This window comes from Pseudomonas sp. PAMC 26793, assembly GCF_000313235.1.
GTDB lineage: Bacteria > Pseudomonadota > Gammaproteobacteria > Pseudomonadales > Pseudomonadaceae > Aquipseudomonas > Aquipseudomonas yamanorum.
Map to the genome: position 1 here is coordinate 563115 of NZ_AMXG01000038.1, position 26811 is coordinate 589925.

General features: G+C 61.8%; 26 protein-coding genes. 11 read left to right on the forward strand and 15 right to left on the reverse strand.

Features of this window, described 5'->3' with window-relative positions; genetic code table 11:
- Window positions 1-144: 144 nt before the first annotated feature.
- Window positions 145-2058, forward strand: coding sequence for an arginine decarboxylase (speA, locus tag D109_RS0119990; RefSeq protein ID WP_017478431.1), 1914 nt, complete (start codon window positions 145-147; stop codon window positions 2056-2058).
- Between the two features lie 181 nt (window positions 2059-2239).
- Window positions 2240-3103, forward strand: coding sequence for an alpha/beta hydrolase (locus D109_RS0119995; RefSeq protein ID WP_017478432.1), 864 nt, complete (start codon window positions 2240-2242; stop codon window positions 3101-3103).
- Here D109_RS0119995 and D109_RS0120000 read toward each other — a convergent pair.
- From D109_RS0120000 to D109_RS0120010, 3 genes are all read right to left on the reverse strand, one after another.
- The gene (locus D109_RS0120000; protein WP_017478433.1) at window positions 3087-4433 is read right to left on the reverse strand and encodes an MATE family efflux transporter; all 1347 of its coding nucleotides are present in this window, start codon (window positions 4431-4433) and stop codon (window positions 3087-3089) included. The two genes, D109_RS0119995 and D109_RS0120000, sit on opposite strands and share 17 nt — an antisense overlap.
- A 164-nt stretch (window positions 4434-4597) precedes the next feature.
- Window positions 4598-4900 (reverse strand): DUF6124 family protein, encoded by a 303-nt coding sequence (locus D109_RS0120005; protein WP_017478434.1) that lies wholly within the window; start codon window positions 4898-4900, stop codon window positions 4598-4600.
- A 294-nt stretch (window positions 4901-5194) separates the two neighbouring features.
- A complete protein-coding gene (locus D109_RS0120010; protein ID WP_003212934.1) occupies window positions 5195-5485 on the reverse strand; it encodes a hypothetical protein in 291 nt (96 codons plus the stop codon).
- 162 nt (window positions 5486-5647) lie between these two features.
- Between D109_RS0120010 and D109_RS0120015 the strand changes: the two genes are divergently transcribed.
- From D109_RS0120015 to D109_RS0120035, 5 genes are all read left to right on the forward strand, one after another.
- Window positions 5648-5953, forward strand: coding sequence for a MazG-like family protein (locus tag D109_RS0120015; RefSeq protein WP_017478435.1), 306 nt, complete (start codon window positions 5648-5650; stop codon window positions 5951-5953).
- The gene (locus D109_RS0120020; RefSeq protein ID WP_017478436.1) at window positions 5950-6699 is read left to right on the forward strand and encodes a methyltransferase domain-containing protein; all 750 of its coding nucleotides are present in this window, start codon (window positions 5950-5952) and stop codon (window positions 6697-6699) included. Before D109_RS0120015 ends, D109_RS0120020 begins: the two co-directional genes overlap by 4 nt.
- Before the next feature lie 24 nt (window positions 6700-6723).
- Window positions 6724-7329 (forward strand): DUF4136 domain-containing protein, encoded by a 606-nt coding sequence (locus D109_RS0120025; protein ID WP_017478437.1) that lies wholly within the window; start codon window positions 6724-6726, stop codon window positions 7327-7329.
- Window positions 7330-7374: 45 nt separating this feature from the next.
- Window positions 7375-7932, forward strand: coding sequence for a DUF4136 domain-containing protein (locus tag D109_RS0120030; protein WP_017478438.1), 558 nt, complete (start codon window positions 7375-7377; stop codon window positions 7930-7932).
- 129 nt (window positions 7933-8061) lie between these two features.
- Window positions 8062-10071, forward strand: coding sequence for a pilus assembly protein TadG-related protein (locus D109_RS0120035; RefSeq protein WP_026078097.1), 2010 nt, complete (start codon window positions 8062-8064; stop codon window positions 10069-10071).
- Here the strand turns inward: D109_RS0120035 and D109_RS0120040 are convergent.
- Both D109_RS0120040 and D109_RS0120045 read right to left on the reverse strand, forming a co-directional pair.
- Window positions 10068-12818: a PAS domain-containing sensor histidine kinase gene (locus tag D109_RS0120040; RefSeq protein WP_017478440.1), complete on the reverse strand. Its 2751-nt coding sequence runs from the start codon at window positions 12816-12818 to the stop codon at window positions 10068-10070. The genes D109_RS0120035 and D109_RS0120040 overlap by 4 nt on opposite strands.
- Complete coding sequence (locus tag D109_RS0120045) at window positions 12815-13255, reverse strand: TadE/TadG family type IV pilus assembly protein (RefSeq protein ID WP_026078098.1); 441 nt, start codon at window positions 13253-13255, stop codon at window positions 12815-12817. Before D109_RS0120045 ends, D109_RS0120040 begins: the two co-directional genes overlap by 4 nt.
- A 71-nt stretch (window positions 13256-13326) precedes the next feature.
- Here D109_RS0120045 and D109_RS0120050 point away from each other — a divergent pair, with 71 nt between their 5' ends.
- Entirely contained in the window at window positions 13327-13812 is a 486-nt protein-coding gene (locus tag D109_RS0120050; RefSeq protein WP_026078099.1) for a prepilin peptidase, read from the forward strand.
- A gap of 113 nt (window positions 13813-13925) precedes the next feature.
- On the forward strand, window positions 13926-14714 hold the full coding sequence (locus tag D109_RS0120055; protein ID WP_017478443.1) for a response regulator transcription factor: 789 nt from the start codon (window positions 13926-13928) through the stop codon (window positions 14712-14714).
- Here the strand turns inward: D109_RS0120055 and D109_RS0120060 are convergent.
- From D109_RS0120060 to cpaB, 8 genes are read right to left on the reverse strand one after another with little or no spacing between them, the layout of a single operon-like run.
- Window positions 14711-14989, reverse strand: a complete 279-nt coding sequence (locus D109_RS0120060; RefSeq protein WP_017478444.1) for a DUF3613 domain-containing protein — start codon at window positions 14987-14989, stop codon at window positions 14711-14713. The two genes, D109_RS0120055 and D109_RS0120060, sit on opposite strands and share 4 nt — an antisense overlap.
- A gap of 20 nt (window positions 14990-15009) precedes the next feature.
- The gene (locus D109_RS0120065) at window positions 15010-15732 is read right to left on the reverse strand and encodes a tetratricopeptide repeat protein (RefSeq protein WP_026078100.1); all 723 of its coding nucleotides are present in this window, start codon (window positions 15730-15732) and stop codon (window positions 15010-15012) included.
- Window positions 15733-15743: 11 nt separating this feature from the next.
- The gene (locus D109_RS0120070) at window positions 15744-16628 is read right to left on the reverse strand and encodes a type II secretion system F family protein (protein ID WP_017478446.1); all 885 of its coding nucleotides are present in this window, start codon (window positions 16626-16628) and stop codon (window positions 15744-15746) included.
- 1 nt (window position 16629) lies between these two features.
- Window positions 16630-17514 (reverse strand): type II secretion system F family protein, encoded by an 885-nt coding sequence (locus tag D109_RS0120075; protein ID WP_017478447.1) that lies wholly within the window; start codon window positions 17512-17514, stop codon window positions 16630-16632.
- A gap of 11 nt (window positions 17515-17525) precedes the next feature.
- Window positions 17526-18797 (reverse strand): CpaF family protein, encoded by a 1272-nt coding sequence (locus tag D109_RS0120080; protein ID WP_017478448.1) that lies wholly within the window; start codon window positions 18795-18797, stop codon window positions 17526-17528.
- On the reverse strand, window positions 18794-19984 hold the full coding sequence (locus D109_RS0120085) for a protein TadZ (protein WP_017478449.1): 1191 nt from the start codon (window positions 19982-19984) through the stop codon (window positions 18794-18796). The genes D109_RS0120080 and D109_RS0120085 overlap by 4 nt, the downstream gene beginning before the upstream one ends.
- Window positions 19981-21204: a type II and III secretion system protein family protein gene (locus D109_RS0120090; RefSeq protein ID WP_017478450.1), complete on the reverse strand. Its 1224-nt coding sequence runs from the start codon at window positions 21202-21204 to the stop codon at window positions 19981-19983. The genes D109_RS0120085 and D109_RS0120090 overlap by 4 nt, the downstream gene beginning before the upstream one ends.
- 20 nt (window positions 21205-21224) lie before the next feature.
- Window positions 21225-22163 (reverse strand): Flp pilus assembly protein CpaB, encoded by a 939-nt coding sequence (gene cpaB, locus D109_RS0120095; RefSeq protein ID WP_017478451.1) that lies wholly within the window; start codon window positions 22161-22163, stop codon window positions 21225-21227.
- A 315-nt stretch (window positions 22164-22478) separates the two neighbouring features.
- Between cpaB and D109_RS0120100 the strand changes: the two genes are divergently transcribed.
- On the forward strand, window positions 22479-22670 hold the full coding sequence (locus D109_RS0120100; RefSeq protein WP_017478452.1) for a Flp family type IVb pilin: 192 nt from the start codon (window positions 22479-22481) through the stop codon (window positions 22668-22670).
- 66 nt (window positions 22671-22736) lie between these two features.
- Window positions 22737-23144 (forward strand): response regulator, encoded by a 408-nt coding sequence (locus D109_RS0120105; protein WP_017478453.1) that lies wholly within the window; start codon window positions 22737-22739, stop codon window positions 23142-23144.
- A gap of 43 nt (window positions 23145-23187) precedes the next feature.
- Here the strand turns inward: D109_RS0120105 and D109_RS0120110 are convergent, their stop codons facing one another.
- Both D109_RS0120110 and D109_RS0120115 read right to left on the reverse strand, forming a co-directional pair.
- Window positions 23188-24873, reverse strand: a complete 1686-nt coding sequence (locus D109_RS0120110) for a ShlB/FhaC/HecB family hemolysin secretion/activation protein (RefSeq protein WP_017478454.1) — start codon at window positions 24871-24873, stop codon at window positions 23188-23190.
- 175 nt (window positions 24874-25048) lie between these two features.
- Window positions 25049-26737 (reverse strand): collagen-like triple helix repeat-containing protein, encoded by a 1689-nt coding sequence (locus D109_RS0120115; RefSeq protein WP_256219542.1) that lies wholly within the window; start codon window positions 26735-26737, stop codon window positions 25049-25051.
- Window positions 26738-26811: the final 74 nt, after the last annotated feature.

The following is a 26811-nucleotide window of genomic DNA, read 5'->3' on the forward strand; positions in this document are numbered from 1 at the left end:
AGAGCCTGTTCCTGACCGGTGTCTAAACTCTGTCCTGCAAGTGGGGTCTACCCCTCTCACAGGCAAATCGTCATTTTCATTCTTTAGACTGCGCCAGCCTCTGATCAGGCCGGTGCACTTCGACTTCATTTATAGGGGACTTCGATGTCCGTACGACGCACACGCAAAGACGATGGCAGCCAATGGACAGTTGCGGACAGCCGCAGTGTTTACGGGATTCGCCATTGGGGGGCCGGGTATTTCGCGATCAATGATGCCGGTCGCGTTGAAGTCCGTCCGAACGGCCCGAACAGCACGCCTGTCGATCTGTACGAGCAAGTCGACGAGCTGCGCAAAAGCGGCTTGTCCCTGCCGTTGCTGGTGCGCTTCCCCGACATCCTGCAAGACCGTGTTCGCCAGCTGACCGGTGCCTTCGATTCCAACATCGAGCGCCTGGAATACCAGAGCCAATACACCGCGCTGTACCCGATCAAGGTGAACCAGCAGGAGGCGGTGATCGAAAACATCATCGCCACCCAGGACGTGTCCATCGGCCTCGAAGCCGGCTCCAAGCCCGAGCTGCTGGCCGTGCTGGCCCTGGCGCCGAAAGGCGGCACCATCGTCTGCAACGGTTACAAAGACCGTGAGTTCATCCGCCTCGCGCTGATGGGCCAGAAGCTCGGCCACAACGTGTTCATCGTGATCGAGAAAGAATCCGAAGTCGGCCTGGTGATCGAAGAAGCCGCCAACCTCAAGGTCAAGCCACAGGTGGGCCTGCGGGTGCGCCTGTCGTCCCTGGCGTCGAGCAAGTGGGCAGACACCGGCGGCGAGAAATCCAAATTCGGTCTGTCGGCGGCGCAACTGCTGTCGGTGGTCGAGCGCTTCCGCGCGGCGGGCCTGGACCAGGGCATTCGCCTGCTGCACTTCCACATGGGCTCGCAGATCGCCAACCTGGCCGACTACCAGCACGGGTTCAAGGAAGCCATTCGTTACTACGGCGAACTGCGCAACCTCGGCCTGCCGGTGGACCACATCGACGTAGGCGGCGGCCTGGGCGTGGACTACGACGGTACGCACTCGCGTAACGCCAGCTCCATCAACTACGACATGGATGACTATGCCGGCGTGGTCGTGGGCATGCTCAAGGAATTCTGCGACGCCCAGAGCCTGCCGCATCCGCACATTTTCTCCGAGAGCGGCCGTTCCCTGACCGCCCACCACGCCATGCTGGTGGTGCAAGTCACCGACGTCGAGAAACACAACGACGACGTGCCGCTGATCGAGAACAAGGAAAGCCTGCCGGAAACCGTGCAATGGCTGGTGGACCTGCTGGGCCCGACCGACATCGAAATGGTCACCGAAACCTACTGGCGCGCCACTCACTACATGAGCGACGTGGCCACCCAGTACGCCGACGGCAAGATCACCCTGGCCGAGAAAGCCCTGGCCGAGCAGTGCTACTTCGCCGTCTGCCGCCGCCTGCACGACTCGTTGAAAGCCCGTCAGCGTTCCCACCGCCAGGTGCTGGACGAGCTCAACGACAAGCTGGCCGACAAATACATCTGCAACTTCTCGGTCTTCCAGAGCCTGCCGGACACCTGGGCCATCGGCCAGGTGCTACCGATCCTGCCGCTGCATCGCCTCGACGAAGAGCCGCTGCGCCGTGCGGTGCTGCAGGACCTGACCTGCGACTCCGACGGCAAGATCAAGCAGTACGTCGACGAGCAAAGCATCGAGACCAGCCTGCCGGTGCACGCCGTGAAAGAAGGTGAGGACTACCTGCTGGGGATCTTCCTGGTAGGTGCCTACCAGGAAATCCTTGGTGACATGCACAACCTGTTCGGTGACACCGACTCGGTGAACATCTACCAGCGCGAAGACGGTTCGGTGTACAGCGCCGGGATCGAGACCCACGACACCATCGAAGACATGCTGCGCTACGTGCACTTGTCGCCGGAGGAGTTGATGACTCACTACCGTGACAAGTGCGCCAGCGCGAAGATCACGGCGGCGGAGCGGACTCAGTTCCTGGATGCGTTGCGTCTTGGTTTGACCCGTTCGTCGTACCTGTCCTCGTAAGCACACCGCTCCCAGGCTGACAAAGATCTCAACGTGACAGAGATCCAGTGTGGGAGCGGGCTTGCTCGCGAAGGCGGTGTGTCAGTCAATACATGTGCAGACTGATACACCGCCTTCGCGAGCAAGCCCGCTCCCACATTTGGATCGCCGCAAGTCCTGCAGTTTTTATAGGGCCTGAATAATGTCGAAAAAGCTCCTGCAAGTGTTCACCCTGGCCATCGCGACTCTGCTCGCAGCCTGCTCCCCCATCAAAGTGCTCAACGCACTCACCCCCACCAGCACCTTCACCAAAACCTCCTCCATCGCCTACGGCGATGACCTCCGCCAGAAACTCGATATCTACCGTCCCGTCACCGCCTTGCCCGACGCGCCCGTCGTGGTGTTTTTCTATGGCGGCAGCTGGAACAGCGGCTCCAAGGATGACTACGGTTTCGTCGGCGAAGCCCTGGCCTCACGGGGCATCGTGGTGGTGATTGCTGACTACCGACTTTATCCACAGGTGCGTTACCCGGCGTTTTTGCAGGACGGCGCCCAAGCGGTGGCCTGGGCGTATCAGCACAGTGCCGAGTACGGTGGCGATCCCCGCAAGCTGTATGTGATGGGCCACAGTTCCGGTGCGTACAACGCGGCAATGCTGGCGCTGGACCCACAGTGGTTGGCCGGGGTCGGCCTGTCGCCGTCAGTCTTCAAGGGATGGATCGGCCTCGCCGGGCCGTATGATTTCCTGCCGATTGAAAACCGCGAGGTGCGCCCGGTGTTCTTCTTCCCGGATTCGCCACCCGATTCCCAACCCATCAACCACGTCAGCCATGACGCGCCGCCGAGCCTGTTGATTGCCTCGGTGGACGACAACCTGGTCAACCCCACGCGTAATACCGGCGGGTTGGCGAACAAGCTGCGGGCGGCGGGCGTGCCGGTGGAGGCGTTCTACTTCACCAAGACCAGCCACGCGACATTGGTGGCCTCGATCTCCCGGCCGCTGCGCTGGCTGGCGCCCGTGTTGGACCGGGTCACGGCGTTTATAAAATTCACGCCGGGCCAGTGAGCCAGCGGTCCTGTTGGTTCAGGCGCCAGGCAATTGCCCACAGCGTGAGGCTGCGCAGGGCCATGAACAGCAGGAAGGTTATCCACAGGCCGTGATTGCCCAGGCCCTGCAAGGCCCAGGCGAAGGGCAGCACAATCACCACCGTCAGCAGCATGCCGTTGCGCATTTCCCGGGCGCGGGTGGCGCCGATAAACAGGCCGTCCAGCAGGTAGCTCCACACGGCAATCAATGGCAGTACGGCGAGGTAGGGCAGGTAGATGTCGGCGGTTTCGCGCACGCTCGGGATGTCGGTTTGCATGGCGATAAACAAGTGGCCGAACACGGCGAACAGGATCGCAAAACCGATACTGGCCAGCAGCGACCAACCACAGGCCACCACCAGCGAGCGGCGCAAGGCCTGGCGGTCGTGGGCGCCGATGGCGTGGCCGCACAAGGCTTCCACGGCGTGGGCCAGCCCGTCCAGGGCGTGAGCCGTCAGCAACAGACCATTCAGCAGCAGCGCGTTCGCCGCCACCGTCGCATCACCCAATCTGGCGCCTTGCACGGTGATCATGAAAAACACCGATTGCAGGGCCAGGCTGCGGATGAAGATATCGCGGTTTACCGCCAGCAGCGGGCGCCAGCTTTGCCACAGCGTGAGTGCGGCCCAGGCGATATGGCCGGGGTAGGCGCGCAGGGCTTTTTGGGTGAGGGCCAGGCCGAGCAGGGCGCCGGTCCATTCGGCGATCACCGACGCGCGGGCCGAGCCGACCACGCCCCAATCCAGGCCCAGCACGAACCACAGGTTGAGGGCGATGTTGACGAGGTTGGTGGTCAGCAGAATCGCCAGCGGCGCGCGGGCGTTCTGAGTGCCGAGGAACCAGCCCACCAGCGCGTAGCTGGCCAGGGCTGCGGGCAGGCCGAAGAGGCGGGTGTGGAAGAATTCCCGGGTCAGTTGGTTTAGCTCAGGGGAGGGCTGCATCCAGTCCAGCACCAGGCCGCTTAACGGAATGCCGATGCTGCCGAGCACTATGGCCAGGCCCAGCGCCAGCAACAGTCCTTGCAACAGAATCTGCCGCAGCGCCGCGCCATCACCACGCCCGGCGGCCTGGGCGGCAAACCCGGTGGAGCCCATGCGCAGGAAGCCCATGGCCCAGGCGAGGAAGGTGTACAGGCTGGCCCCGACGGCCACGGCACCGAGTTGATGGGCGTGGGGCAGGTGGCCGATGACCATGCTGTCCACCAGCGCCACCAGCGGCACGGAGATGTTCGACAGGATCATCGGCGCGGCGAGGGCCCACACACGGCGGTGGGTGGGGCGGTCGCGCCAGTCGGTTAGCAGGGAAGTCATGCGGGCTCCTTTGGGGAGCGGTAGTGTAACTGTCCATTAGCTGCGCCGCAGGGCCAATGTGGGAGCGGGCTTGCTCGCGAAAGCGGTGTGTCAGTCGCCGGATGTATTGGCTGATCCACCGCTTTCGCGAGCAAGCCCGCTCCCACAGTTTTGACCGCGTAGTGTCAGGTTTTGCGGGGGTGCAGGCATTCGATGGAGCGGTCGACGGTGGTCTTGGCAATTTCCAGCAGATGCCAAACCGCCAGGATCTTCGCCCGCTGTGGACTCTCCAGCAGTTCGCCGCAATCAAGCGCAGTGGCCGAGGCGCTGCTGAGCAGGCTGGCGGTGTAGAGCAGGGAGTCTTCGAAGCTCAGGTCTTCGTTGATGGTGTGGAAACCCTGCGAGGGCAGGTAGTGTTCGAGGGCGCGATTGAAGGCGGCGCGGTCGTTGAGGAGGTCGCTGGGTGGGTCGGGAACAGGCTTATGCATGGTGTAACTCCACTAGTAGGTAAGGAGCTGACACCCGCGCGACTAATCGAGGGTGGCGGCTGTACGCAGGTTAGTCGACCGGCTAGTGGAACCCGGCGCACCCGAAGGTGCCCTGCGCACAGCCGCCATGAAGCATGGCGACAACTTGCGCTCACTAATTCCGGGCGACTAAACCCGATCACTGATAGGCAGTGAAGGAGCGAAGACTAGCCACCGGTCCGGGCAGGCACAAGGCTGAAAGATTGTCTCGGAAACGTCCCTCAAATTAAAGGGATTTGCCTTGCTGGCCCTTTATTAATGCACCACCCAACTAAGCACCCAGAGCCCGAGCATCAACCAGATAATCCCCATGATGATCGAAGCCCGCATAAAGGCGCGCACCGCCGAGTACAACAGCATCAAGCCGATAATCAGCATGAGGATGCTGATGATCGAGGTGTCCATCCCTAAGGATCTGGACAGCCCGTCGACAAAGTCGCCGCCCGCGTGGGACAGGGTGTTGAACAGCCCGCTGAACAACTCGACGATAAAGTGGATGATCTGGCCGATTTTGAGACCCAGCCATCCGAAAAAGTCTGTTTGCATGTGTGTGTCCTGATAAGACGGTGGGCGTAGCTGCCGAACCTGAGCCTTTGTTCGTTATTGGCCCAAGCTAGTTCCCTTCTAGCATAGAGGTTTACGGGCCGCAGGGATTCACTTGCCTTCGCGCGGCTTGCGCCCGAAGCTATACACCTTCAGGAGCGCCCCATGAATCTCGACCACCTCACCGAACGCCTGCACCGCATCCGCGATACCAACGACTGGAAGCAATTCCACAGCCCCAAGAACCTGGCGATGGCCGCCAGCGTTGAAATGGCCGAGCTGGTGGAGATATTCCAGTGGCTGAGCGAAGACCAGTCGCGCCAGTTGCCCGCCGACAAACTCGCTCATGCCGGCCAGGAAGTGGGTGACATTGTGCTGTACCTGCTGCTGTTGTGCAGCGAATTGGGGTTGGACATGGATCAGGTGGTACAGGCCAAGCTGGCCGACAGCGAACGGCGGTTTGCCAAATGAGTGACCGTCATTTCGACCAGCTGGCCACCCGTTTCGCCGAGAAGATCTACGGCGGTGCCAAGGGTGCGATTCGCCTGGCGGTGCTCCAGGCCGACCTGATTGAAGCGCTGCCGGATCGCCCATTGCGGGTACTGGATATCGGTGCCGGCCTGGGCCATATGTCACTGTGGCTGGCCGAGCGCGGCCACGACGTGACCCTGGCCGAACCCGCTGAGCCGATGCTCGAAGGCGCCCGCCAGCGTTTCGCCGAAGCCGGGCAGACCGCCACCTTCATTCAGGCACCCTGGCAAGACCTGCTCGGCCAGCTCACCGAACCCTACGACCTGGTGCTGTGCCACGCCGTGCTGGAATGGCTGGCCGAACCCCACGCGATCCTGCCGGTGCTGCACCAGTTGACCGCGCCCGGTGGCTGGCTGTCCCTGGCCTTCTACAATCGCGATGCCTTGATTTACCGCAACCTGCTCAAAGGTCACTTCCGCAAAATGCGCAAGAACGACATGGCCGGCGAAAAGCAGAGCCTCACGCCGCAACAACCCCTGGACCCACGGGAGTTGGCGACGCAACTAGAGGGCTTGTGGCAGGTCGAAACCCAAAGTGGCGTGCGGGTGTTCAACGACTATATGCCGGTGGAATTCCAGGCCCGCGCCGAGTTGCAGGATTTGTTGGAGATGGAGCTCGCACACCGTCGTCACCCAAGCTTTGCCGGACTTGGGCGTTATTTGCACTGGATCTGCCGTCCGGTTTAAGCGGCCCAGTCTGCGGAGGTCGAAATGAAGCGCTGTCTTGGACTGATCCTGCTGGGCCTGGGCCTGGCGGGTTGCCAAAGCCCCAACCCGTATGTGGCGGCATCTGCCCCGATGCCGCCGGCCCCTGCCCAGGCGGCCAACACCTTTGATGCCAGCGCCTACCCGGCGCCGGTGCGCGACTATGGCGCCTATCGCAGTTGGGCCTGGCTCAACAACCAACTGCCGGCGGGTTCGGCCTGGGCCGATTCGGCGCAGATTGCCGAGGCCGTCAGCGGCGCCCTCGACCAGCGCGGCCTGCGCCCTTTGCATGACAACCGCGCCCCCGACCTGCTGGTGAGCGCCGATGTGCGCCTGGAAAAACGCCTGCGCCAGGTCCAGGACGACTATGGCTACGGTTACGGCGGCTATAACCGCTACGGCAACGGCTACGGCATGTACAACAGCGTGCCGGTGGTACGCACCTATGAAGTGACAGTGGCGGTGGCGCGCATCAGCCTGTTCGATGCCCGTAGCCGCCAGCCGGTCTGGAGCACCAGCGCCGAAACCACGAGCCAGGGCAGCCTCAGCGAACGCGCCGACTCCCTGCGTGAGGCGATGCAAAAGGCAATGACTGCCTACCCACCCAGTTAGCAGCTATTCTCATCTCAGGCCCGGATCGTCTTTTGGAGAACAACCATGCTTCGTCGTATTGCTGCACTTGCTGTTGTTGTGTTGCTGGGCGGTTGCCAGACCAGCCAGGTCAACCATGATTTCGACGCCAGCCGGGACTTTGGCGCCTACCGCAGCTGGAGCTGGAAAGAGCCCGCATTGCAATACCGCCCGGATGACCCGCGGATCAAGAGTGACCTCACCGAACAGCGCATCCGCCAGGCCGTGGGCGAGCAACTCGACCAGCGTGGTCTGCGCCCTGCGGCGCCGGGTACCAAGGCTGACCTGAATGTGCAGACCTATCTGATCGTCGAAGACCGCCAGCAGCAAGTCACCACCAACTACGGCGGCGCCTGGGGCGGCCCATGGAATGGCTACTGGGGCGCGCCGATGTATAACGAAACCCGCAACATTACCTACAAGGTCGCCACCATCCAGATCGACTTGCTCGACGGCAAGGACGGCAAACTGGTGTGGCGTGGCAGCGATGAGCAAATCCTCGCCAGCTCGCCTGACCCTCAAGACCGTAGCGCGGCGATTCGTGCAACGGTGACCAAGGTGCTGTCCAACTACCCGCCGCATTGATTCGTTAATCCGCCCTCCGCCAGTCGCCTGCCCATGGCGACTGGCCTGCAGCCCCCGCCGCTCTTGACTACACTCCCAGGCAACACAGGAGAGTAAGCGCTCGGCAGTGTGCCGGCAAAGGAGTGCTCGATGTCTCTTCGACTTCGTTCCGGTCGCCAGGGCGGGCCTGCAAGGCAACGCGGTGCGATTGGCCTGATGGCGGCCCTGACCCTGGGGATGGCCTTGCTATTCCTGTTGCTGGTCATCGACAGCAGTCGCCTGTACGTGGAAAAGCGCAAGTTGCAGTCCGTGGCCGATACGGCAGCCCTGGAAGCTGCCAATCGGGGCGGGCAATGCGCATCGAGCACCACGGCCAACGATTACGCCACGCAGAACGCCACGCGCAATGGCTTCACGATAGTCGCCAACACCCGGGCACTGGTGGTCACCTGCGGCACGTTGGTGACCAATGCCAGCAATCAGCGGGTGTTCAGCGCCAACGCCAGCCAAAACGATGCGATCCAGGTGGTGGCCTCCGAGACTGTGGCGACCAGCGTTGCCGGCGGCATATGGAATATGGTCAACGGTACCGCGGTGGCCGCACAGACGACGGTGAGTGCAGTGGCGGTCGCCGCATTGGGGCCACCGCTGGCGTCATTGACCATTCGCAGCACGGCGTTGGTGGTGGATACGAATAACGCGCCCCTGCTTAACGCGCTGACCGGCGGATTGTTGGGTGGCGCTGTGAACCTCTCGGTGGCGGGCTGGAACGGCCTGATCAACACCAACATTTCTTTGCTGAGTTACCTGAACCAACTGAAGCTCGACCTGGGGCTGACGGCCGGTGGTTATACACAGGTACTGGGCAACACCATCGCGGTTGGCCAACTGATTCAGTCGGCAATCAATGTGCTGGACCCCACGCATACATTGTCGGCCACCGCGACCATTGCCAGCCTGCAGGCCCTTAAAGTCGCAGCGGGGGCGACCACGGTGGTGCTGGGCAATGTGCTGTCGGTGGAGAGTGGTGCCAGCGTCGCCGCCCTGGCGGTCAACATGCGGGTATTCGATCTGATTCAGGGGTTCGTGCAATTGGCCAACAAGCAAAACGGCCTAGTGGCCAGTTTTCCCATCAACTTGCCGGGGGTGGCGCAAATCACTGCCAGCGTCCAGGTGTTGCAGCCGCCACAGCTGTCGGCCATCGGTAACCCGGCGCTTGCCACGGCGCCCGGGCAGAATCCTATGACCGGCCCAAACCGGATTTACGTCCAAACGGCTCAGTTACGCACGAAGCTGTCGGTTAACCTGCCGATACTCAACACCGTCTCCACGCTGACGAACGCGGTGAACGGGTTGGCGAGCCCGTTGCTGGGCACCCTGGATGCGCTGCTCAGCCTGAACCTGGTCGGGGTGATCAATTCGTTGACCTGCGCGGTCTCGTGTACGTCGCCGGTGTTGCAAGTGCTGCCGCCGCCGGTGGGTATCGATATCGAGCTGGATGCGGCGAGTGCCGCCAGTTGGGTCACAGGTTACAGCTGCGCCAGCCCGACCAGTAAAACCCTGACCACGGCCACCAACACATCACTGGTCAATCTGCGGATGGGCCAGATTGCCAGCAGCAGCGTTTTCGGCACTGGCCCTACACCCCCTACGGTGGTGGTGACGCCGTTGAAGATCGTCGATATCGGTACGAAGACCTGCACGTTAATTGTGTTCTGCAATCCGGTGGTCACGGGCGTAGGCGGTGGTTTGGGATTGTCGGCCAATATTCAGGTAGGCGGTACTTACAACATTCCCTACACCTACCAATCGCCGAATTTGCCGGAGATTTCCCAGCCGCCATATTACTCCAGCTACAGCACCACCAATATCGTCAGCGGCCTGACCGATCCGGTGAACGGCGTGACGGCCGGGCTTAACCTGAATATGTACGGGCCTACCCCCGGCAACGCGAACGTGCTGGGCAACCTGATCGGTGGGCTAGGATCCGTGTTGAGTGGTGTGACCACGCTGCTGCTCAACGTGTTGAATGCCACGCTGATACCCTTGATCAATTCGTTGGTGAATACCCTGTTGCTGGGGCTGGGAGTCGACCTTAACCAGGTCGGCGTGGGCGCCAACCTCAGTTGCCACTCGGGTAATGCGTACCTGGTGATCTAAACCTCGCTCACCAGCGGCAACTCCACACAAAACTTCGCCCCATGTTCACTGTTGGCGACGCTCAACCGGCCGCCCATGTTCTCGACAATGCCATAGCTCACTGATAACCCCAGGCCGGTGCCCACGCCAATCGGCTTGGTGGTGAAGAACGGTTCGAAAATCCGCTCCAGCAGCCGTGGGTCGATCCCGCCGCCGTTGTCCTCGACCCAGATGCGCACGTGACGGCTGTCGTGTTCGATCTGCACCGAGATCCACGGCCGCAGGTCGCGGTCGTGTTCGCGCTTGCTCAGCAGGGCATCGCGGGCGTTGACCATCAGGTTGATCAGCACCTGCTCCAACTGGTCGACGTAGCCTTTGACCTGCACCGCAATGTCCGTCTGCGTCACCCGCAGTTCTATGCCTTTGCCACGCAGGCCTTCAGTGAGCAGCGACAAGGTGCCTTCCACCGCCTGCGCCGGGTTGAAGGGTTGTTGTTCGACTTCAGAGCGGCGGCCGAACACGCGCATATGGTCCACCACGCGGGCGGCTCGCTGGACCTGGGAATCGATGCGTTGGAGTTTTTCCGTCAGGTAGTCGATCTGTGCATCGCCGTTGCTCAAGCGTTTGAGCACGTTGACGATGGCCATGCGCATCACATTCAGCGGCTGGTTGATCTCGTGGGCCAGGCCGGTGGCCATTTCGCCGAGGGTGGCCATTTTGGCGCTTTGGGTCAGTTGCTGCTGGGAGCGGCGCACTTCGGTGTTGTCGCGGCCCACGGCCTGCACTTCCTGCAACTGGCCCTGTTCGTCGAATACGCCCCGGTCCGACCACACCCACCAGGCATGTGTGCGCCCCGGCAGTTGCAGGCTGATTTCGGCGGTGCTCACGGGGAACTCCGGGGTCAACTGCCGGATGCGCTGCACAAATGCCTCGCGTTGTTCTTCGGACAACCACTGGCTGAGGTTCATGCCCGGCAGTTGTTCAGGCAAACACTCCATGTAATTGGCCAAGGGAGTATTGCCGAAGGTCAGGGTCAGGTCCGGGCGGTAACGGCAGATCATCGCTGGGGAGTCTTCCACCAGGATTCGATAGCGTTCCTCGCTCTCCTTGACCCGTTGCGCCGCCAGGGTGGTCTCGGTCACATCCAGCCACAGGCCCACGGCTTCCACGGGCAAGCCCAGGTCGTCGCGTAGCAGCCGGGCTTCATCCAGCAGCCAGTGGTAATCGCCCTGTTTGTCGAGCACTCGGTAGCGGCTGCGCACGCTGCCTTCGCGCAGCAGTTGGCGGGTACGGTCGAAGTAGAGGTCGCGGTCTTCGGGGTGGATCCATTGGTTCAGCGTCGCCGGGGTGAAATCAGCCAGGGTGCGGCCAAGCAGCGGCAGCAGGCTGTCGCTGAAGAACACCGGTTGCAGCGTGCCTTCGACGTAGCGCTGCACGTAGATCACGGCCGGGGAGCTGGCGATCAGGTTGTCCAGGCGTGCGTGGGCGGCGGCGGCCTGTTGTGCCTGGTTTTTGATATCGCTGATGTCGAGCATGAAGCCCACCAGGCGGCGGTGCCCGCCCGAGCCCAGCGCTTGCCCCTGTACGCGGTACCAGATGGGGTTTTGCGTCGGGTCGGTAGGTTGCAGGCGAACGCTGGTGGACAGCGGCTTGCCCAGGGTCTTGAGGTCTTGCAGGCGGCTGGCGAGTTCTTCCCGGTCGGCCGGGTGAATCAGCTTGAGCCACATCGGCAACGAGAGCCGTGTGGTGGACTCGCCGTGGTTGAGGGTGTGCAGCAACTGCGGGGCGAGTTCAATGTCCTCACTGTGTGGGGGCAGTTCCCACCAGCCGGTGCCGAGCAGTCCTTGCAGGGCGTCGAGGCGCTCCAGTTGCTGCTGATGGTGCTGTTCGCGCAGGCGGCCGAGCAACGGTGCGGCGAGGGCGGCGGTCAGTTGCAGCCAGTCACGGTCGCTGGTGGGTTCCTGGCGGCTATAAAGGCCGCACAGCAACCATGCACCCACGCCATGACCATCGTGATAGGGCACCAGAAAACCATCGGTATTGCCAAACAGCCCTTGCAGGCGCGGGTGGTCACTGTGGCCTCGGTTTACCCCCAGGCTCACCGGCGCTGTACCGCCCAGGCTGTCGAGGCTGGCGCCCAGGGCTTGCCCGTTGCTCCAGAGTGCCGGAGCGTCGTGGGATGTGTAACAGCCCTGGATACACCACTCCTGGCCCTGTTCGTCCAGCAAGGCAATGGCAGTGCAGGGGATGTGCCAGTGCTGGGAGATGGTCTGGAGAGTGTCTTGCAGCACCTCGGGCAGGCGCGTCAGGCTGCAGACCCGCAGTTGCTCGCTGATCTGGTCGTTTACGCGCTGATTGTGTTCGCGTCGCTGAGTCAGTTGGCGATGGGCAATCAGGTCGCCAATGTCCAGCAATTGAAGGAGCCAAGCCTTGCCCTCGGGTTGAACCCAGCCGCGGGTATGCAGGGTTTGCCCGGCAAGCCCTTTGAACTCCAGGTCCAGGCTTTGCCCCTGCCAGTCGCCCGGCGTGCCTTCGATCACCAGGCTGCTCATCGGCGTGAGGTAGTCGAGCAGCAAGGCAGGCTGGTGCGGTTGCGCGGCGGGTTGTTCCAGTCGATGGCGCAGCGGGCCGTGGATGTCCAGCACCCGGCCCTGGGCGTCCAGGTAGAACAACAAGGCGGCGGTGGGGGGCAGCGCTGCGGGTGCGTCCGCATCCAGGTGGTTGCCACGGCCGAGCAGGCGGCCGAACAATTTATCCCCTGAGGTCAAAACTGCATGCTCGATTGGGCCGAAAGCGTGGGAGGCAGGGCGGGGACGGTCCCAAAGCCTGGCAGTACCAGAAACGGCAACACGTTCTGAAGGCTGGACGTTGGATAGTTGATTTGCACTGTCAGCAGCGAGCTCGCGCTATAGGTTGCCGTGACATACGTGGGCAGGAATTTGAACTGGGAAGGGATCCAGGACAATTGTGCCTGGGCCGCCGTGACGGCCTGCTGGGGCAGTGCCGTTGTGTAGCTTGGCGTGGAGGGGTCCAGCGCGACGCTACGCCTTACGCCTTCAGCGGCGGCTTGGGTAAAGGACTGCATCAGCAGTAACGGCAGGCTGTAGCTGACCAGACCATAAAACACGGCAAAAAAAATCATGAAGACCATCGCGAACTCCAGCGCGGCGGCACCTTTTTGCTTTCTAGGGAGGCCTTTTTTCATGACTCGTCTACCCTGACTACCACTACCTGATATCAGCATAGAATCAATCAGCAAAAAGGGATTTTTTTTACGTGATTCAAAGCCTCGTCCTATTCGTTTGGCTGGCGCTGTGCGCTGTGCAAGATATCCGTCTACGTCAGATCTCTAACCGCTTGACCCTCGGCGCAGGCTTGCTGGCGCTGGTTTACCTGCTCTGGAGCGGTACCACCTGGCTCGGCGCGCCCGCCGCCGAGGGTGGCGGGGCATTTGCCCTGGCGCTGTTGTTTACCCTGCCGGGTTACGCGCTGGGCCGTCTGGGGGCCGGTGACGTGAAGTTGATCGCGGCATTGGGGCTGGCGACCAACTACCTCTACGTATTGGGCACTTTTATCGGTGCAGGCCTCGCCAGCGCGGCTTGGCTGCTGCTGGCCCCGAGGCTGTGGCCGCTGATGAATCAAGGGCTTAAGAACACCTTGCAGTACCTGCACCCGGAACGCTCGGCCAGACAGCCGTTCGTGCCGTTTTTATGGGTCGGGTTTTGCCTGGCCTGGCTTTGGATCCCATTAGTCGCCACGTAGGCTATCGCTATGTACATAGTAGGAAAGTACGTCTACGTTTATGAGTATGTTGTATAGGAAAGTGGTCGGAATGGATTGGTCGGTCTTTGGCTTGCCCAGGCATGGAGTAGCGCGTGAACAAGCTTATATCTGAAGTGAAAGTGCTCGTTGTCGATGATCAGCCCCTGATCGTGGAAGAGCTTTGCGAATTTCTTGAAAGCAACGGTTACCGTTGCGTCCCTTGTGCCTCCAGCCAGCAAGCCATCGAGCGTTTTCGCGACGATGCCGAGATCGGCCTGGTGCTGTGCGATCTGCATATGCCGGACATGGATGGCATCGAACTGGTCCAGGCCCTGCAACGTCTGGCCGGCAAGCAACGGGTGTTTGAGGCCATCATGTTGACGGGGCGTGCGGACAAGCAAGACGTGATCAAGGCCCTGCGTGCCGGGATTGCCGATTACTACCAGAAGCCCATCAATCTGGGCGAATTGCTTGAAGGGTTGCAACGCCAGGTTGTGGCGCTGCAAGACCGGCAGAAAAACCTCGACCTCGGGCATCTGAACCAGAAGCTGCAGTTTCTCTCGGCGTCCATCGACGATCTTTATCATGACCTCGACAAGGTGCGCAGCAGTCCGCAATCGACCCTGTCGAATGAAGCCGATGGCGAAGTCAGCGACATTGACCGCGTTGAAATACCGGCGATCTTCAATCAGTTGTCCCCACGCCAACTGGATGTCGCCAGGCTGGTAGGCAAGGGCCAGACCAACTATCAGATTGCCTGTGAGCTGGGCATCACCGAAAACACGGTGAAACTCTACGTGTCCCAGGTGTTGCGCCTGACCCATATGCACAACCGCACCCAGTTGGCGCTGGCGCTATCGCCGAATAACTCACCGGCGCGCCAGCGCGTGACGGCCCACTAATTACTGCTGCCGCCGCCTGGGGTGCTGCCACCCTGTTTCTGGTCGTAATACTCAGGAATAGGGTGTTTGTAACTCTCCAGCAGGCGTTGCATGACCAGGTCGCGTTCAGCGGGCGTGGCCTTTTGTGGGTTGGAGGATGCCCGTTCGCCGCTGACTTGCAGTTGCAGCCAGCCTTCGGTCTGTTTTTGCTGTGGCGAGGAAGGCCCAGGTTCAATAGCCAGCGCCGTCAGCGGCAGGCTGGCGAATAGCAGAGTGGCGAGCGGTGTGAGTTTCATCCTGTGTACTCCCTTCAAACCTATTTGACCGGCGCTTGCAGTGCGTCGCTTACGGTTGCGACCTGATCTTTTGGCGGTGTCGTCGTTGAGGCCGGCGCCTTGAGTTGCTGCGCCCGGGCCTGGGCTTGCGTCACTTGTTCCGGGCTCAGGCCCATGCGGCTGGCCACTTGTGCGGCCTGTTCCCAGTTGTCCTGGTAGATCATCAGCGTCACCAGGTTGATGGCCGCCAATTGATCACTCTGCTTGAGCTCCATGGCTGTGAGGAATTCAAAGCGTGCGTCTTCCAGGCGTCGCTGATTGAGGTACACCACGCCCAGGTCGTTACGGATTTTCTCGTCGGTGGGCGACATCCTGGCCGCGCGTTGCAAGTGCGCCATGGCTTGGCCGTTGTCACCCCTGGCAGCCGCCAGCTGGCCAAGGCCGTGCTCGCCTTCGGCGGCCATGCAGGTGCCGAGCAGGCTGCGGTACAGCGGTTCGGCTTCGCTTCTGCCCAGCAGGCGGTACACCTTGGCTTGGCGCTGGCGTACCTGGGGCAGGTTGTCCGGCAGGTTTTGCAGGTTGGCCAGGCTGGCGTGAAGCTTGCCCTCGTTGGCCATGTCGTCGGCCAGGTTCAGTGACAACTCCTGATTGGAATTGGGCTTGGCACAACTGCCTTGCGCGCTGAAGCCCGCCCACGGCAGTTGCCCGTTGCTGGCACAACCGCCTAACAACAACAGGCTGCAGGCGATCATCAATCTCTTCATTGCATGTCCTCTCAAGGCGCGAAGGCTTTGGCAATGGCGATAAAGCCAGGGCCGGCCAATACGATCAGTAGCGCGGGAAACAGGAACAGCATCATCACGACGGACATCTTGGCGGACATCTTGGAGATGTATTCCTGCAAGCGGGTCAGGCGCCGGTCATCCAGCAGTTGCTTGAGCGACTGCAGCGACTTCATCGCGCCACCGCCCTGATGCAGCAGTTGCTGCAGGATCAGGCATGTGTCGCTGAGCTCATCGACGGCCAGCATCTCGCTGGCCTTGTTCAGTTCCTCGCCCAACTCCAACCCGGAATCGACGCGCGCCAGCACCAGGCGCAGTTCGGCGGTGAGCACCGGCAACAGTTTCTGCGCGTCGTAGGCCATGACCCTGAGCGCCTGCTCTACGGCCATGCCTGACTCAAACAGAATGCGCACCAGGGGAATGAAGGTTGCCACTTCCCGGGCGATTTTGTCCTGGCGCCGTTTGGCGAGTGAAACCAGGATTCGCTTGGGCAGCAGGTAGCCGATGATCAGGGCCAGCAGGGGGATCACCCACCCATGCTCGGTGCCGGAAAAAAACAGCTCCAGTGCCAGCGCGGTCAGGCCCATCAGAAGTATCGGTGAAGCGATCTGGCAGGCGGCGAACATCGAACGCTGGCTGGCCTTTCTCCAGCCCATGCGGTTGAGCAGGGCTTGGGTTTCATTATCGAGGCTGACGGTGCGCTGGCCGATCCGGGTGCTGCCCAGCTGGTGCAGCCACTCACTCATTTTGTCGTTACGGCTTGGCTCGCCTTGCAGCCGTTGAGTGACCAGGCGTTGCTGACGACGACTGCTCAAGATATTGGCCACCAGCAGCAGTAGCGCGGCAAGAAACAATACGGCACTGATCACTATCGCCATCTCAGATACTCCGCAACATGCGCCACAGCGCCACGCAGCCGATGACTTGCAAGGCGAACGCACCGAGCATCAGGCGTTGCCCGCTGTGGTCATCCCACATTGCCATCAGGTACACCGGATTAACGATCAGGAAGTAGCCCGCAACACTCACCGGCAGCACTGCGAGCACCAATGCGGTCACCCGGGTTTCACCCGTCATGGCGCGTAATTGCCGCGCGCCCTGGTCGCGCTCGCGAATCATCTTGATCAGGTTTTCCAGCAGATCGCTGGCGTTGCCTCCGTAGCGGTGGTTGACCTTTAGGCCCAGGGCAAACAGGCGCAGTTCATCCTGTTCATAAAACTCGGCATAGTCATGAGCGGCCTCTGGCAGGCTGACACCCAGTTGCACATTGCGCTTGATACGGCCCATGGATTTTTTCAACGGGTCGTCACTGGCCTCGATGCCGCTCAGGATGGCGTCCGCCAGGGTGCGTCCGGATTTAAGGCTGCGCACCGCGTGGTCGAGCAACTGCGGCAATTGCTCGATCATTCGGCGCAGCCGGCGCTGGTAGCGTACGGCGATGTACAGGCGCAGTGCCAAGGGCGGTGCCGCCACCATGACAAACAGGCCTATCCACTCACCTGCCAGCCACCCCAGCAGGGCGCCGAAGGCCCAAAGGCTCAGCCACAGGCCCAGGCGTTCGGTCGGCCTGCCAAGGCCTGCACGGATAAAGGTGCGTTCCAGGCGGGTGGCTACTGTGTTGTCTTTCAGGGCCTGGGGTTGCCCTTCCGCCAGGCGTTCCAACACCCGGTCGGTCTGGGCCTTGCGCAAACCGTTGCGCATCAGGCCTATCCCCAGCACCAGAAGGGCCACAGCCAGCAGGGCGAGCAGAATCGGACCGATCATCGGATGGCCTCCTAAACCGGCAGGTGACTTTCTTGGCGCAACTTGTCGCCGGCCGGATTGACCGCTTCCCGCAGGAAGCCGAAGCCGGTGCGCTTGTCGTGGCGAAACAGGGTATTGGTGACGTACACGTCCTCGCGTATGCCCACCACTTCCACCACTTCGCTGACACAGCGGCGGCCATCGGGCAGGCGCGTTAGCTGGATCACCACATCCAGCGCCGCGCAAATCATTTGCCGCAGGGTTTTTTCCGCCACCACCCGCCCGGTCAGGCCCACCAGGGTTTCCAGACGCAGCAAGGCGTCCTGGGCGTTGTTGGCGTGCACGGTACTCATCGAGCCGTCGTGGCCGGTGTTCATGGCGGTCAACACATCGATGACTTCTACGCCCCGGATCTCGCCGAGGATGATCCGGTCGGGCCGCATCCGCAGGGCGTTGCGGATCAAGTCACTGGCTTTCACCTCACCATGCCCCTCGGCGTTGGGCGGGCGGGTTTCCAGGCGCACAACGTGGGGATGGACCAGTTGCAACTCGGCCACGTCTTCGATGGTGACCAGGCGTTCGCGAGGGTTGATCAACTGGCTGAGAATGTTCAGCAGTGTGGTTTTACCGGTGCCAGTACCACCGCTGATCAGGATGTTGCAGCGCTTGCCGACGGCGTCCTGGAAGAATTCGAAAATCCCTTGGTCGATGGTTTGCATGGCCACCAGGTCGCTGCTTTTCAGCATGTCTTTGCGAAACTTTCGAATCGACAGGCAGGGGCCGTCCAGGGCAATCGGCGGGATGATCGCATTGACCCGGCTGCCGTCGGGCAGGCGCGCATCCACCATCGGCGACGACTCATCCAGCCGGCGTCCCAGGGGCGCAAGGATGCGCTGCATGACCCGCTCCACATGGTGGTCGTCAATGAAGCGCAAATCACTTTGTTGCAGCAGGCCATCGCGCTCGACGAACACCCGGTGCGGGCCGTTGACCAGGATTTCAGTGACCGTCGGGTCCCGCAGCAGCACTTCCAGCGGGCCGAAACCGGTCAGTTCATCGACGATCTCTTCGGCCAGGCGCTCCATCTCGTAGCGGGAAATCGCCAGGTGCATACGTGTGATGTATTCGGCCACCTTGTCGATCACGAACTGCGCCAGGGATTGGCGTGTGCTCTCCAACAGGTTTTTTCCCGACTCTTCGATGGCATCGATGATGTAGCGATGCAGCACCAGTTTCAGGCCGTCGTGATCGGTGTTGCCGGCGCTGCCACGCGGGGTAACGCCAAACAGCTTCTCGCCGTTCATTTGGTCCCCAGAAGGCGGTTAAGCCAGTTGGTAGAGGGTTTTGCCAGGCCTTCGGAGCGTTTTGCCAGGCGCTCGCCCAAGGCACGCAGCGCTTGCGTCAGGCTTTCCCGCGGGGCCAGGGAGAACAAGGTCTGCGCCTGGTTTTTGGCACTCAGGCGAACTTCCGGGCTCCAGGGCAACACGGCGATCACTTCCAGCCCGAAGCTTTTGCCCAGCGCTTCCGAGTCGGGGGCGGCACCTTTGAGGTAGCGGTCGACCAGCAGCCGGGCATGGTCCAGCTTCATGCCTTTTTCTCGCCACAGGTTAAGTACCGCCAGGTTGCGGCGGCAGTCCGGCACGCTTTGGTCGGTACACCACAGCAGTTTGTCGCAATGGCTGACAAAGGTGCGCAAGGCTTCACTGTCGGGTTGGCCGGTCAGGTTCACCACGATGTGCTGGAAGTGCTGGCGCAGGGCACTGAGCAACATATACAGCTCGGCTGCACTGGTACGGTCCAGCGGCTCATCGTTATTGTGATAGGCGAGGATGCGCAGGCCGGCTTCGGCCGAGGTGAAGGCGCTGTTGATCAGGGTGGAGTCCAGGCGTCGCAAGTGGCGCAGGGCGTCGCCGAAATGAAAGGAGCTTTCCAGCCCTAGCAGCGCCAGGCTGTCGGCGAGTGGCAGACCCAGGTCGAGCAACAACGTTTGCTGCCCGCTTTTTTGCACCACCAGCGCCAGGTGGCTGGCGATCAGCGCACCGTCGGCATTGCCTTGGGTGCCGTAGAGTACGGTCAGCCCGCCCAGGTGGGCATTCGGGGTGACGGCCGGCAAGCGTTTGCTCAGGCGCCGAACCAGGCCGGCAACCTCACTGGCGCGCGAGCCGTAGGCGACGAAATCCCGCGCACCGGCACGCATCGCGTTCAGCACAAGCTGGTTGTCCATGCCATCGCCCAAGGCCACGATGGCAAGCAGAGGCTTGGCCTCCAGGGCGCCTTCGATCAGCGCGCACTGGGTGGTCACGTGTTCACGGTCCAGGCCAATAAACACCAGGTTGGCGAACGTCACGTCCACCAGTGCCAGCAGTTCGTCGAGGCTGCCGGCGCCGGCACTGACCACTTGTCCCAAGGGCGCGAGGGCCCCCTGAAGCCATTCCAGATCCGTGTTGTTGCGGGTAATTGCCAAAAAGGTCTGGCTCAGGCTTTCGCTCATTCGGACAGTCCACTGCGGCGATCGAAATTGCCGTTTTCGAGGAAATACAGGCGGTACCAGTTCGGGTCGTAATTGCGCAGTTTTTCTCCTGGCAATGAGGGCAGCTTGGCGTTGGCGGCCAGCGGCTGTACCAGGTGCGGAGTGACGATCATCAGCAGCTCTTTTTCCTGGCGGCTGACGTTGGAGTCGCGAAAGAACGCACCGAGGATCGGGATGTCCCCCAGGCCGGGGAATTTGCTGACGCTTGAGGTGTTATTGGTGCTGATCAGGCCGCTGATCACGAAGCTTTCGCCGTCGGCCAGGGAGATGCTGGTGTCGGTGCGCCTGACCGTCAGCGCCGGCACCGAGATACCCTGGATGGTGACGGCGTTGCTGTAGTCCAGCTCACTGACCTCTGGCGCGACCTTCAGGGAAATTCGCCCATGGTCGATGACGGTCGGGGTCAGGGTCAGGCGGATGCCGAACTCCTTGTATTCGATGGAGATGGTGTTGCTGCCGCTGCTGGGCACCGGGATCGGCACTTCACCACCGGCGAGGAAGGTCGCACTTTGCCCGCTGAGCGCCACCAGGCTCGGACGGGCCAGGGTGTAGGCAAACCCGCTGCTTTCCAGGGCGTTGATCATGGCCGAGACACGGCCGCCGCCGAAGCCGATGTTGAAGGTGTCATTGTTCACCGGCAGCCCGCGAAATCCCGTGGCCGCCGCGTTGGCGACATTGTTGGGGGCGCCGAACAAAAAGTTGCCACCCCGGCCAAAGATCGAGGTACTGGCTTCCTTGAGTTTGGTGCGGCTCACTTCCACAAAGCGGATGTCGGTTTGCACCTGGCTGGGCAACGTCGGGTCATCGGACGGCGACAGGGCCAGGCTGGTCAGGGCCGACGTGGCCTTGCCCTGGACGAACACCATGCTCTGGCGCGGGCTGCTGGAACAGGCCGTCCAGACCATCAGGCTGGTGGTGCCTGAGGCGATGCCGGTGAGCAGGAACGCCTGGTTGCCATTGACCTGCACGTCGGCCACTTTTGGATCGCCAATGGCCAGCCGCGTAATCGGTACCGGCGATTGGATCGCCTGTTGAGCACCTTCACCCACCTCCAGTACCGCCGGCAGTTGGCCCAGGCCCGTGCAATTGCCAGGCGCCGCCAGCGCCACCTCCACAGGCAGGCTCAAGGTGAGGAGACCCCAGAATACTCGTGAAAAAAACCACACGGAACGACTGCTCATTCAAGGCATCCTTAGCTCTTTCAGGGCGTTTGTTGAGTCACCTGGTTGCCGCGTATCACCTCGACTCCCGAGCGTTTTGGAACACCATTGGCGGTGGCCGGGCCGAAACTGTTGAGAGGCGCCTGGCTGAAGGATAGTTGGTTGAACTGATAGAGATCGCGCTGGGTGTTTTCCAGGTTGATCGCGGACTCCGTTTCACCGGCCCAGTAGTGGCTCAGCAGTTGTTCGTCAGCACTGCGTACGGCCAGGCGCAATACGCCGGATTGGGCCGCGAGCATCAGCCGGCTCATGAGCTGCTCCGGTACGGCGAGGAGTACCGTACGTGCACTGGCGCGACTCTGCTGGGCCTTGAGTTTTTCATCCGGGGTAGTCGGTGGTACAGAGCCGGGCTTGCCATCGTTGGTCAGCCCCAATTGGTCGCCCACACCCAGCAGACGCAAGGCGGGCACCACGACTTGTGCGGACTGCTGCGGGTTGCTGGCTTCCTGGCGCAGGAAGAGCAGGACGTCCACATAGTCGCCCGGGGTCAGTTGCCCGCCGGCACCGATCACTTCATCCACCGCTACGGCGAGGGCGCGCTCGTTGGGACGGATCATCCGCGCCAGGGTGCCGCCGGGATTGAAGCTTTCCTCCGTCAGCCAGGTACCGGCCGACAGCGGCCGCCAAGGGACTTTGCCCACGGCCTGGTCGAGGCGGGTCAGGCTGCCGGCAGGTACGGTGCGCAGTCTTTCCAGGACTAGGTCGGCGGCGGTGAGCTCAACAAAAGGTGCAACGTCATGGGCCAGGACCACCACCGGTTGGCGTGTCTGGTCTTCGGTGACGGGCTGCGCCACTTCAGGTGATTGGGCCACGGGCGGGAGGACAGGGGCAGGGCGGCTGAGTACCAGGCCCCAGTAGCCTGCAATCAGTGCACCTACCAATAGCAGCCCGGCGAGGATCAAGCTAATCCGACTGTTCATGAAGGCTCTCCCTTTCCTGCTGCATCCACTGCGCTTTCCTACTAATGCCTGCGTATTCGGATCGCTTCGAGCGTCTAACTATTTCGCTATTTGAAGGTAGTTCAGCTAGGACAAAACGCCATTACCGGGCGAAAAATATCTCCAGATCCTCTGCGAAAGTTGATTTTTTGGCGTCAGCCTGCCGACTAATACTTTGTGATTAATCCGTTCTTACAGTTGTTGGTATGGGGTTTGTTGACAATGCTCTAGTGGCACACCGAAATCATTTTTGTGATGCCGCGATACCAGCGCCGTGAGCGCAAAGGAGAAGTCATTATGTTCCTTGATCTTATTCGCATGGGATTCATCAAAGTCCAGGTTTTTTTCTATTCGAAAGAGGGCGCGTCGGGTATCGAATATGCACTGGTTGCAGCGATGGTTGCTGTGGCGCTGGCGGCCTTTATCACACCCATCAGGACGGCGATAACCGGCGTCTTTACTGCGATACAGGGCGCCATTCATACCTGACTCTGGTCCTCGCGCAAGCACGTGCAGGTTCCGCTGAATGATCTATTGCGTATCAGGCATTTCCCCATGAACGCCTCTTTGTCCCCCCGGCAACAAATCCTTTTGGTGGACGACGAAGAGGACGCCCTCATTGAGCTGGCCGAGTCGCTGGAGAATGAGGGCTTTGTCTGTTTTACCGCCACCTCGGTCACCTTCGCTTTGCAGGAGCTGACCCTGCACCCCGATATCGCCCTGGTGATCACCGACCTGCGCATGCCCGAGGAGAGTGGTATTTCCTTGATCAAGCGCCTGCGCGAACACACCGCTCGCCAGCATTTGCCGGTGATCGTCATGTCTGGCCATGCCGAGATGGATGATGTCAGCGACATGCTGCGCTTGCAGGTACTGGACCTGTTTCGCAAGCCGATCTATCTGGTGCGCTTGATCGACACCCTCAACAACCTCTTCCCCATCCCGAAAATCAGACTGATGTAGGAGCGAGCTTGTGTGGGAGCGAGCAAGCTCGCTCCTACAGGGTTCAGAGTTGGTAGCTGAAACTCAGCGTATACCGCGGCCGCCGATTGAAGCTGTCCAGGGCGATGTCCGACATTGGCTTGGCCGCTTCCAGCGCAATGTTGTAGTACTTGTTGTCCCCGAAACGCAGGCCCACCGCCGCCGATGACATGTTGTTGCCCTTGACCGGCAGCTCGTTGAACCAGGTCTTGGCCTTGTCCAGCACCACATACGGCTGCAGGATTTTTACCCACTCGCCACTGCGGTTGAAGCTGTAGTTGACCTCATACGCCACGCCCCAACCCTTGTCGCCCGAGCCCTGGTCATCCGGATAACCACGCCCGAAATTCTGCCCGCCGAATGTCGCGCGTTCGCTGTCGGGCAGGGTGTCGTTGCTCCAGTAGAAGGCGCCCGATGCCACGCCTTGCCAGTGGTCGAAGAACTTGTTGCTTTGCACCCCCGACAGACGCAGGCGGAAGAATTCCAGGTCCGGCTGCGTGCCTTCGATATCACTGTGGGTGCGTGCACCCAGGCCGTTGATTCCCTGGTACAGCCCGGCGCTGAGAATCCGCAGTTGGCGGTCGTCGGACTTGCGCCAGTCGCCCTCGAACGCAAGGGCTCGCAGGTCGGTTTCCACGTCGAAGCGCAGCGGGTAGCCCACCAGTTGATAGCGGGTGGTTTGGTCCACCGCGTAAAGGCGCGTGCCAAGGGTCAATGACTCCGTGGGGGAGGCGATCAAGGGGTGAGACAGGCCGATGGAGTAGCGGTCAATCGCCTGGTGCGGCTTGAGTTCGAAGCCACCGTCCAGTTGTACGTTGCTGTTGGGGTCGGCGCGGTAGCGTTCAGCGTTGAGTACCAACTGGCTGCCTTCGGCATTGATGAACTGGCTGTAGCCCAAGCGGTAGTAATGCTCATCATCCTTGCCCGGCGGGAACAGGCCACTGAGGCTCAATTGCTCGCCCATTGAGGTCTGGGAGTTACTGGTGGCGGCCAGCAGCGCCTGCGTGCCGTTACGGTTGTCTTCGTTCAGGCTCATGCTGGTGGTGAACGGCTTGCGGCTGGCCTGGATCTGCATGTGCGTGCCGCCGTCGGTGGTGCCCGGTGGCGGTACTTGTGCCTGCAACGTCACACCCGGGATACGCCCCATCAGCGTGGTGTAGCGCTCGAAGGTCTTGCGGGTCAGCGGGCGTTCACCCAGCAGCTTGGCCGCCAGCTTGTCGACGTAGGCCGAGACTGCGCCGATGTCGCCCTGCACGTTGTAATCCTTGATGTAGCCCTCCACCAGCACCACGTGCACCAGGCCTTTTTCGAAGCGCTGGTCGGGCAGGTAGGCGTAGGACAACAGGTAGCCGTCCTGCTGGTAGCGGCGGGTGATGCCGCGGGTGGCTTCGATCAGTTGGGCGAGGGTGGTTTCGTGGCCAATCAGCGGCTCGAAAACCTGGGCCACGTCCTTGAGTGGGTAGATCGTGCCGCCGTCGATTTGCAGCTTGCGGATGGTCACTTTGGTGTCCATCAACAGCGGCTGGTTCTGGGTGGCGGCCGGCTCGGGCAACTGGGTTTGCGGCGTGACCGGGCGATAGGCGTCGGCGGGGAGATTGGGCACCGGCAGGTTGCGAATGGTGTCGTTGCTATTGAGGAAGCTGGGCAGGGTCTCGGCGTGGACACTGGCAGCAATCAGGGTGAGTAGAAACAAAGGCGTCAAGGCGCGCATAGGACACTCCATGGTCAAACTGCAGCAGCGTTTCGCGGATTCCCGCCGGGCTCTGGGGCGCGGTTCGGGAGGGCCTTTCACTGGCCAATAAAAAAGACGAGAGACTCATTGGAATCTCTCGTCTCAACCAAGCGTAGGCGCTGGAGGGGAGGCCGTCTAATGGCCAGGTGCAATTCTATTTTTTGCCGGTCAGCCCGCCGAGCAAGCCGCCCAGGCCTCCACCGGTGTTTGTGTTTGCAGTGCCTCCGGCGGATGCGCTGGCACCCACGTTCAAGCCGCCGAGCAGGCCGCCACCGCTACTGCTGGTACCTCCGGTGACCAAGCCGCCCACCGAGCCGACAGTATTACCCACTGCATTCAGGGTACCGCCTACGGCGTTGGTGATCGGGTTGGCATTGGCTGCCGTCAGGTTGGTGCCCAGACCGCTGACTGCGCCGCCGACTTGGGTCACCAGGCCGTTCACTGGTGCGCCGATACCCGTGCTGGTACCGATGTTTTGGGTCAGCCCGGCAACGCCCGTCGTCACTGGGTTCAGTGCGGCGCCGACATTGGTCGCCAGCCCCGCGACCGGAGCCGTGGCGCCGGTGTTGGCTACGCCGTTGCCGCCAATCAGGGTGCCGAGGGACGCGACGGTGTTGCCCACGGCACCACCGGTTACGCCCGCAGCACTGACAGTGCCATTGGTGTTGCCGATATTCAGGCCGTTGCCGACGTTGGCGACGAGGCCACCGACCAGTTCAGGCAGACCCGATTGCGGGGTCGTGGTTGCCGGATTGACGTAGCCACTCGACTTATCAAGGGTGGTGCCGACGCCAGTCAACACGCCACCGACGAGTGTCCCGACTGGGTTGCCTGCACCGCCGGCACTGGCCACCTGGCCACCCAGGCCGGTGACAGTGGCGCCCACTTTATCGATCAAACCACCGACCGGGTTGCCCAGGCCTGTCTTATTGCCGAGGTTACCCGTGGTGTTTTCCACCAGAGAGACGACGGGCACCAGTACGCTTTTACCGACCGTATTGGTCAAGCCGCCCAGTGGCCCGGTGGTGCTGGCCGTGCTCAAGGTGTCGCCGAGCATGGTCACGGTTTGGCCGACTTTATCGACCAGGCCACCTGCTGCGCCGCCTACACCGCCGGTCAAGCCACCGACCACGGGAATGCCGCCCAACGTAGTGCCCAGGGACTTGCCGGTGTTGGACACGCCGGTACCCAGGTCGGCCACGCCATCGGCCACACCGGCAACGGTGGTGCCCAAGGCGTTGCTATTGGTGCCCAGGGTGCCCAGGCCGTTAGTCAGGCCGCTGCCGATGCTGTTGACGGCTGTGCCCGTAGCGGTGACTAACCCGCCAGCGGTAGTACCGACAATTGGCACCGTGGTCAGGGTCGTACCCAGGTCGCCCACCGCGGTGCCGACATTACCGACGACACCGCCTACAGCGCCCACTACCTGGCCGGTGACCAGAGGAGTGGTCGAACCTGTGCCACCGCCTGTGCCACCGCCTGTGCCGCCGCCAGTGCCGCCGCCTGTGCCACCGCCAGTGCCGCCGCCTGTGCCACCGCCAGTGCCTCCGCCGGTGCCACCACCTGTGCCGCCGCCAGTACCGCCGCCTGTGCCACCACCAGTACCTCCATCCGTGCCGCCACCGGTACCACCGCCAGTGCCTCCGTCAGTGCCACCGCCGGTACCGCCGCCAGTGCCGCCACCCGTTCCGCCGCCAGTACCACTGCCACTGCCAGCATCCGGAGATGACGCCGCGACGCTACTGTGATGACCACCACCACCGCTGCTGCAGCCTCCGAGGCTAACTGCCAGAATCAGGGCCAGCGCGGTACTTGCTTTCCACAACACGACTTGAGTTTTCATGATTGAGTTCCTTGCACCAGGTACAGCCTTTGCTGTTATCGAAGTTCGCTGTTTCTATAGGCAGCGATACATTC

Excerpts from the sequence above, each read along its gene's own strand:
- D109_RS0120060 (WP_017478444.1), bottom strand. The coding sequence starts at position 14,989 with ATGAAACTCACACCGCTCGCCACTCTGCTATTCGCCAGCCTGCCGCTG.
- D109_RS0120100 (WP_017478452.1), top strand. The coding sequence starts at position 22,479 with ATGTTCCTTGATCTTATTCGCATGGGATTCATCAAAGTCCAGGTTTTT.
- D109_RS0120005 (WP_017478434.1), bottom strand. The coding sequence starts at position 4,900 with ATGCATAAGCCTGTTCCCGACCCACCCAGCGACCTCCTCAACGACCGC.
- D109_RS0120000 (WP_017478433.1), bottom strand. The coding sequence starts at position 4,433 with ATGACTTCCCTGCTAACCGACTGGCGCGACCGCCCCACCCACCGCCGT.
- D109_RS0120025 (WP_017478437.1), top strand. The coding sequence starts at position 6,724 with ATGAAGCGCTGTCTTGGACTGATCCTGCTGGGCCTGGGCCTGGCGGGT.
- D109_RS0120110 (WP_017478454.1), bottom strand. The coding sequence starts at position 24,873 with ATGCGCGCCTTGACGCCTTTGTTTCTACTCACCCTGATTGCTGCCAGT.
- D109_RS0120075 (WP_017478447.1), bottom strand. The coding sequence starts at position 17,514 with ATGATCGGTCCGATTCTGCTCGCCCTGCTGGCTGTGGCCCTTCTGGTG.
- D109_RS0120030 (WP_017478438.1), top strand. The coding sequence starts at position 7,375 with ATGCTTCGTCGTATTGCTGCACTTGCTGTTGTTGTGTTGCTGGGCGGT.
- cpaB (WP_017478451.1), bottom strand. The coding sequence starts at position 22,163 with ATGAACAGTCGGATTAGCTTGATCCTCGCCGGGCTGCTATTGGTAGGT.
- D109_RS0120070 (WP_017478446.1), bottom strand. The coding sequence starts at position 16,628 with ATGGCGATAGTGATCAGTGCCGTATTGTTTCTTGCCGCGCTACTGCTG.
- speA (WP_017478431.1), top strand. The coding sequence starts at position 145 with ATGTCCGTACGACGCACACGCAAAGACGATGGCAGCCAATGGACAGTT.
- D109_RS0120115 (WP_256219542.1), bottom strand. The coding sequence starts at position 26,737 with ATGAAAACTCAAGTCGTGTTGTGGAAAGCAAGTACCGCGCTGGCCCTG.
- D109_RS0120045 (WP_026078098.1), bottom strand. The coding sequence starts at position 13,255 with ATGAAAAAAGGCCTCCCTAGAAAGCAAAAAGGTGCCGCCGCGCTGGAG.
- D109_RS0120080 (WP_017478448.1), bottom strand. The coding sequence starts at position 18,797 with ATGAACGGCGAGAAGCTGTTTGGCGTTACCCCGCGTGGCAGCGCCGGC.
- D109_RS0120020 (WP_017478436.1), top strand. The coding sequence starts at position 5,950 with ATGAGTGACCGTCATTTCGACCAGCTGGCCACCCGTTTCGCCGAGAAG.
- D109_RS0120085 (WP_017478449.1), bottom strand. The coding sequence starts at position 19,984 with ATGAGCGAAAGCCTGAGCCAGACCTTTTTGGCAATTACCCGCAACAAC.
- D109_RS0120090 (WP_017478450.1), bottom strand. The coding sequence starts at position 21,204 with ATGAGCAGTCGTTCCGTGTGGTTTTTTTCACGAGTATTCTGGGGTCTC.
- D109_RS0120010 (WP_003212934.1), bottom strand. The coding sequence starts at position 5,485 with ATGCAAACAGACTTTTTCGGATGGCTGGGTCTCAAAATCGGCCAGATC.
- D109_RS0120035 (WP_026078097.1), top strand. The coding sequence starts at position 8,062 with ATGTCTCTTCGACTTCGTTCCGGTCGCCAGGGCGGGCCTGCAAGGCAA.
- D109_RS0120105 (WP_017478453.1), top strand. The coding sequence starts at position 22,737 with ATGAACGCCTCTTTGTCCCCCCGGCAACAAATCCTTTTGGTGGACGAC.
- D109_RS0120065 (WP_026078100.1), bottom strand. The coding sequence starts at position 15,732 with ATGAAGAGATTGATGATCGCCTGCAGCCTGTTGTTGTTAGGCGGTTGT.
- D109_RS0119995 (WP_017478432.1), top strand. The coding sequence starts at position 2,240 with ATGTCGAAAAAGCTCCTGCAAGTGTTCACCCTGGCCATCGCGACTCTG.
- D109_RS0120015 (WP_017478435.1), top strand. The coding sequence starts at position 5,648 with ATGAATCTCGACCACCTCACCGAACGCCTGCACCGCATCCGCGATACC.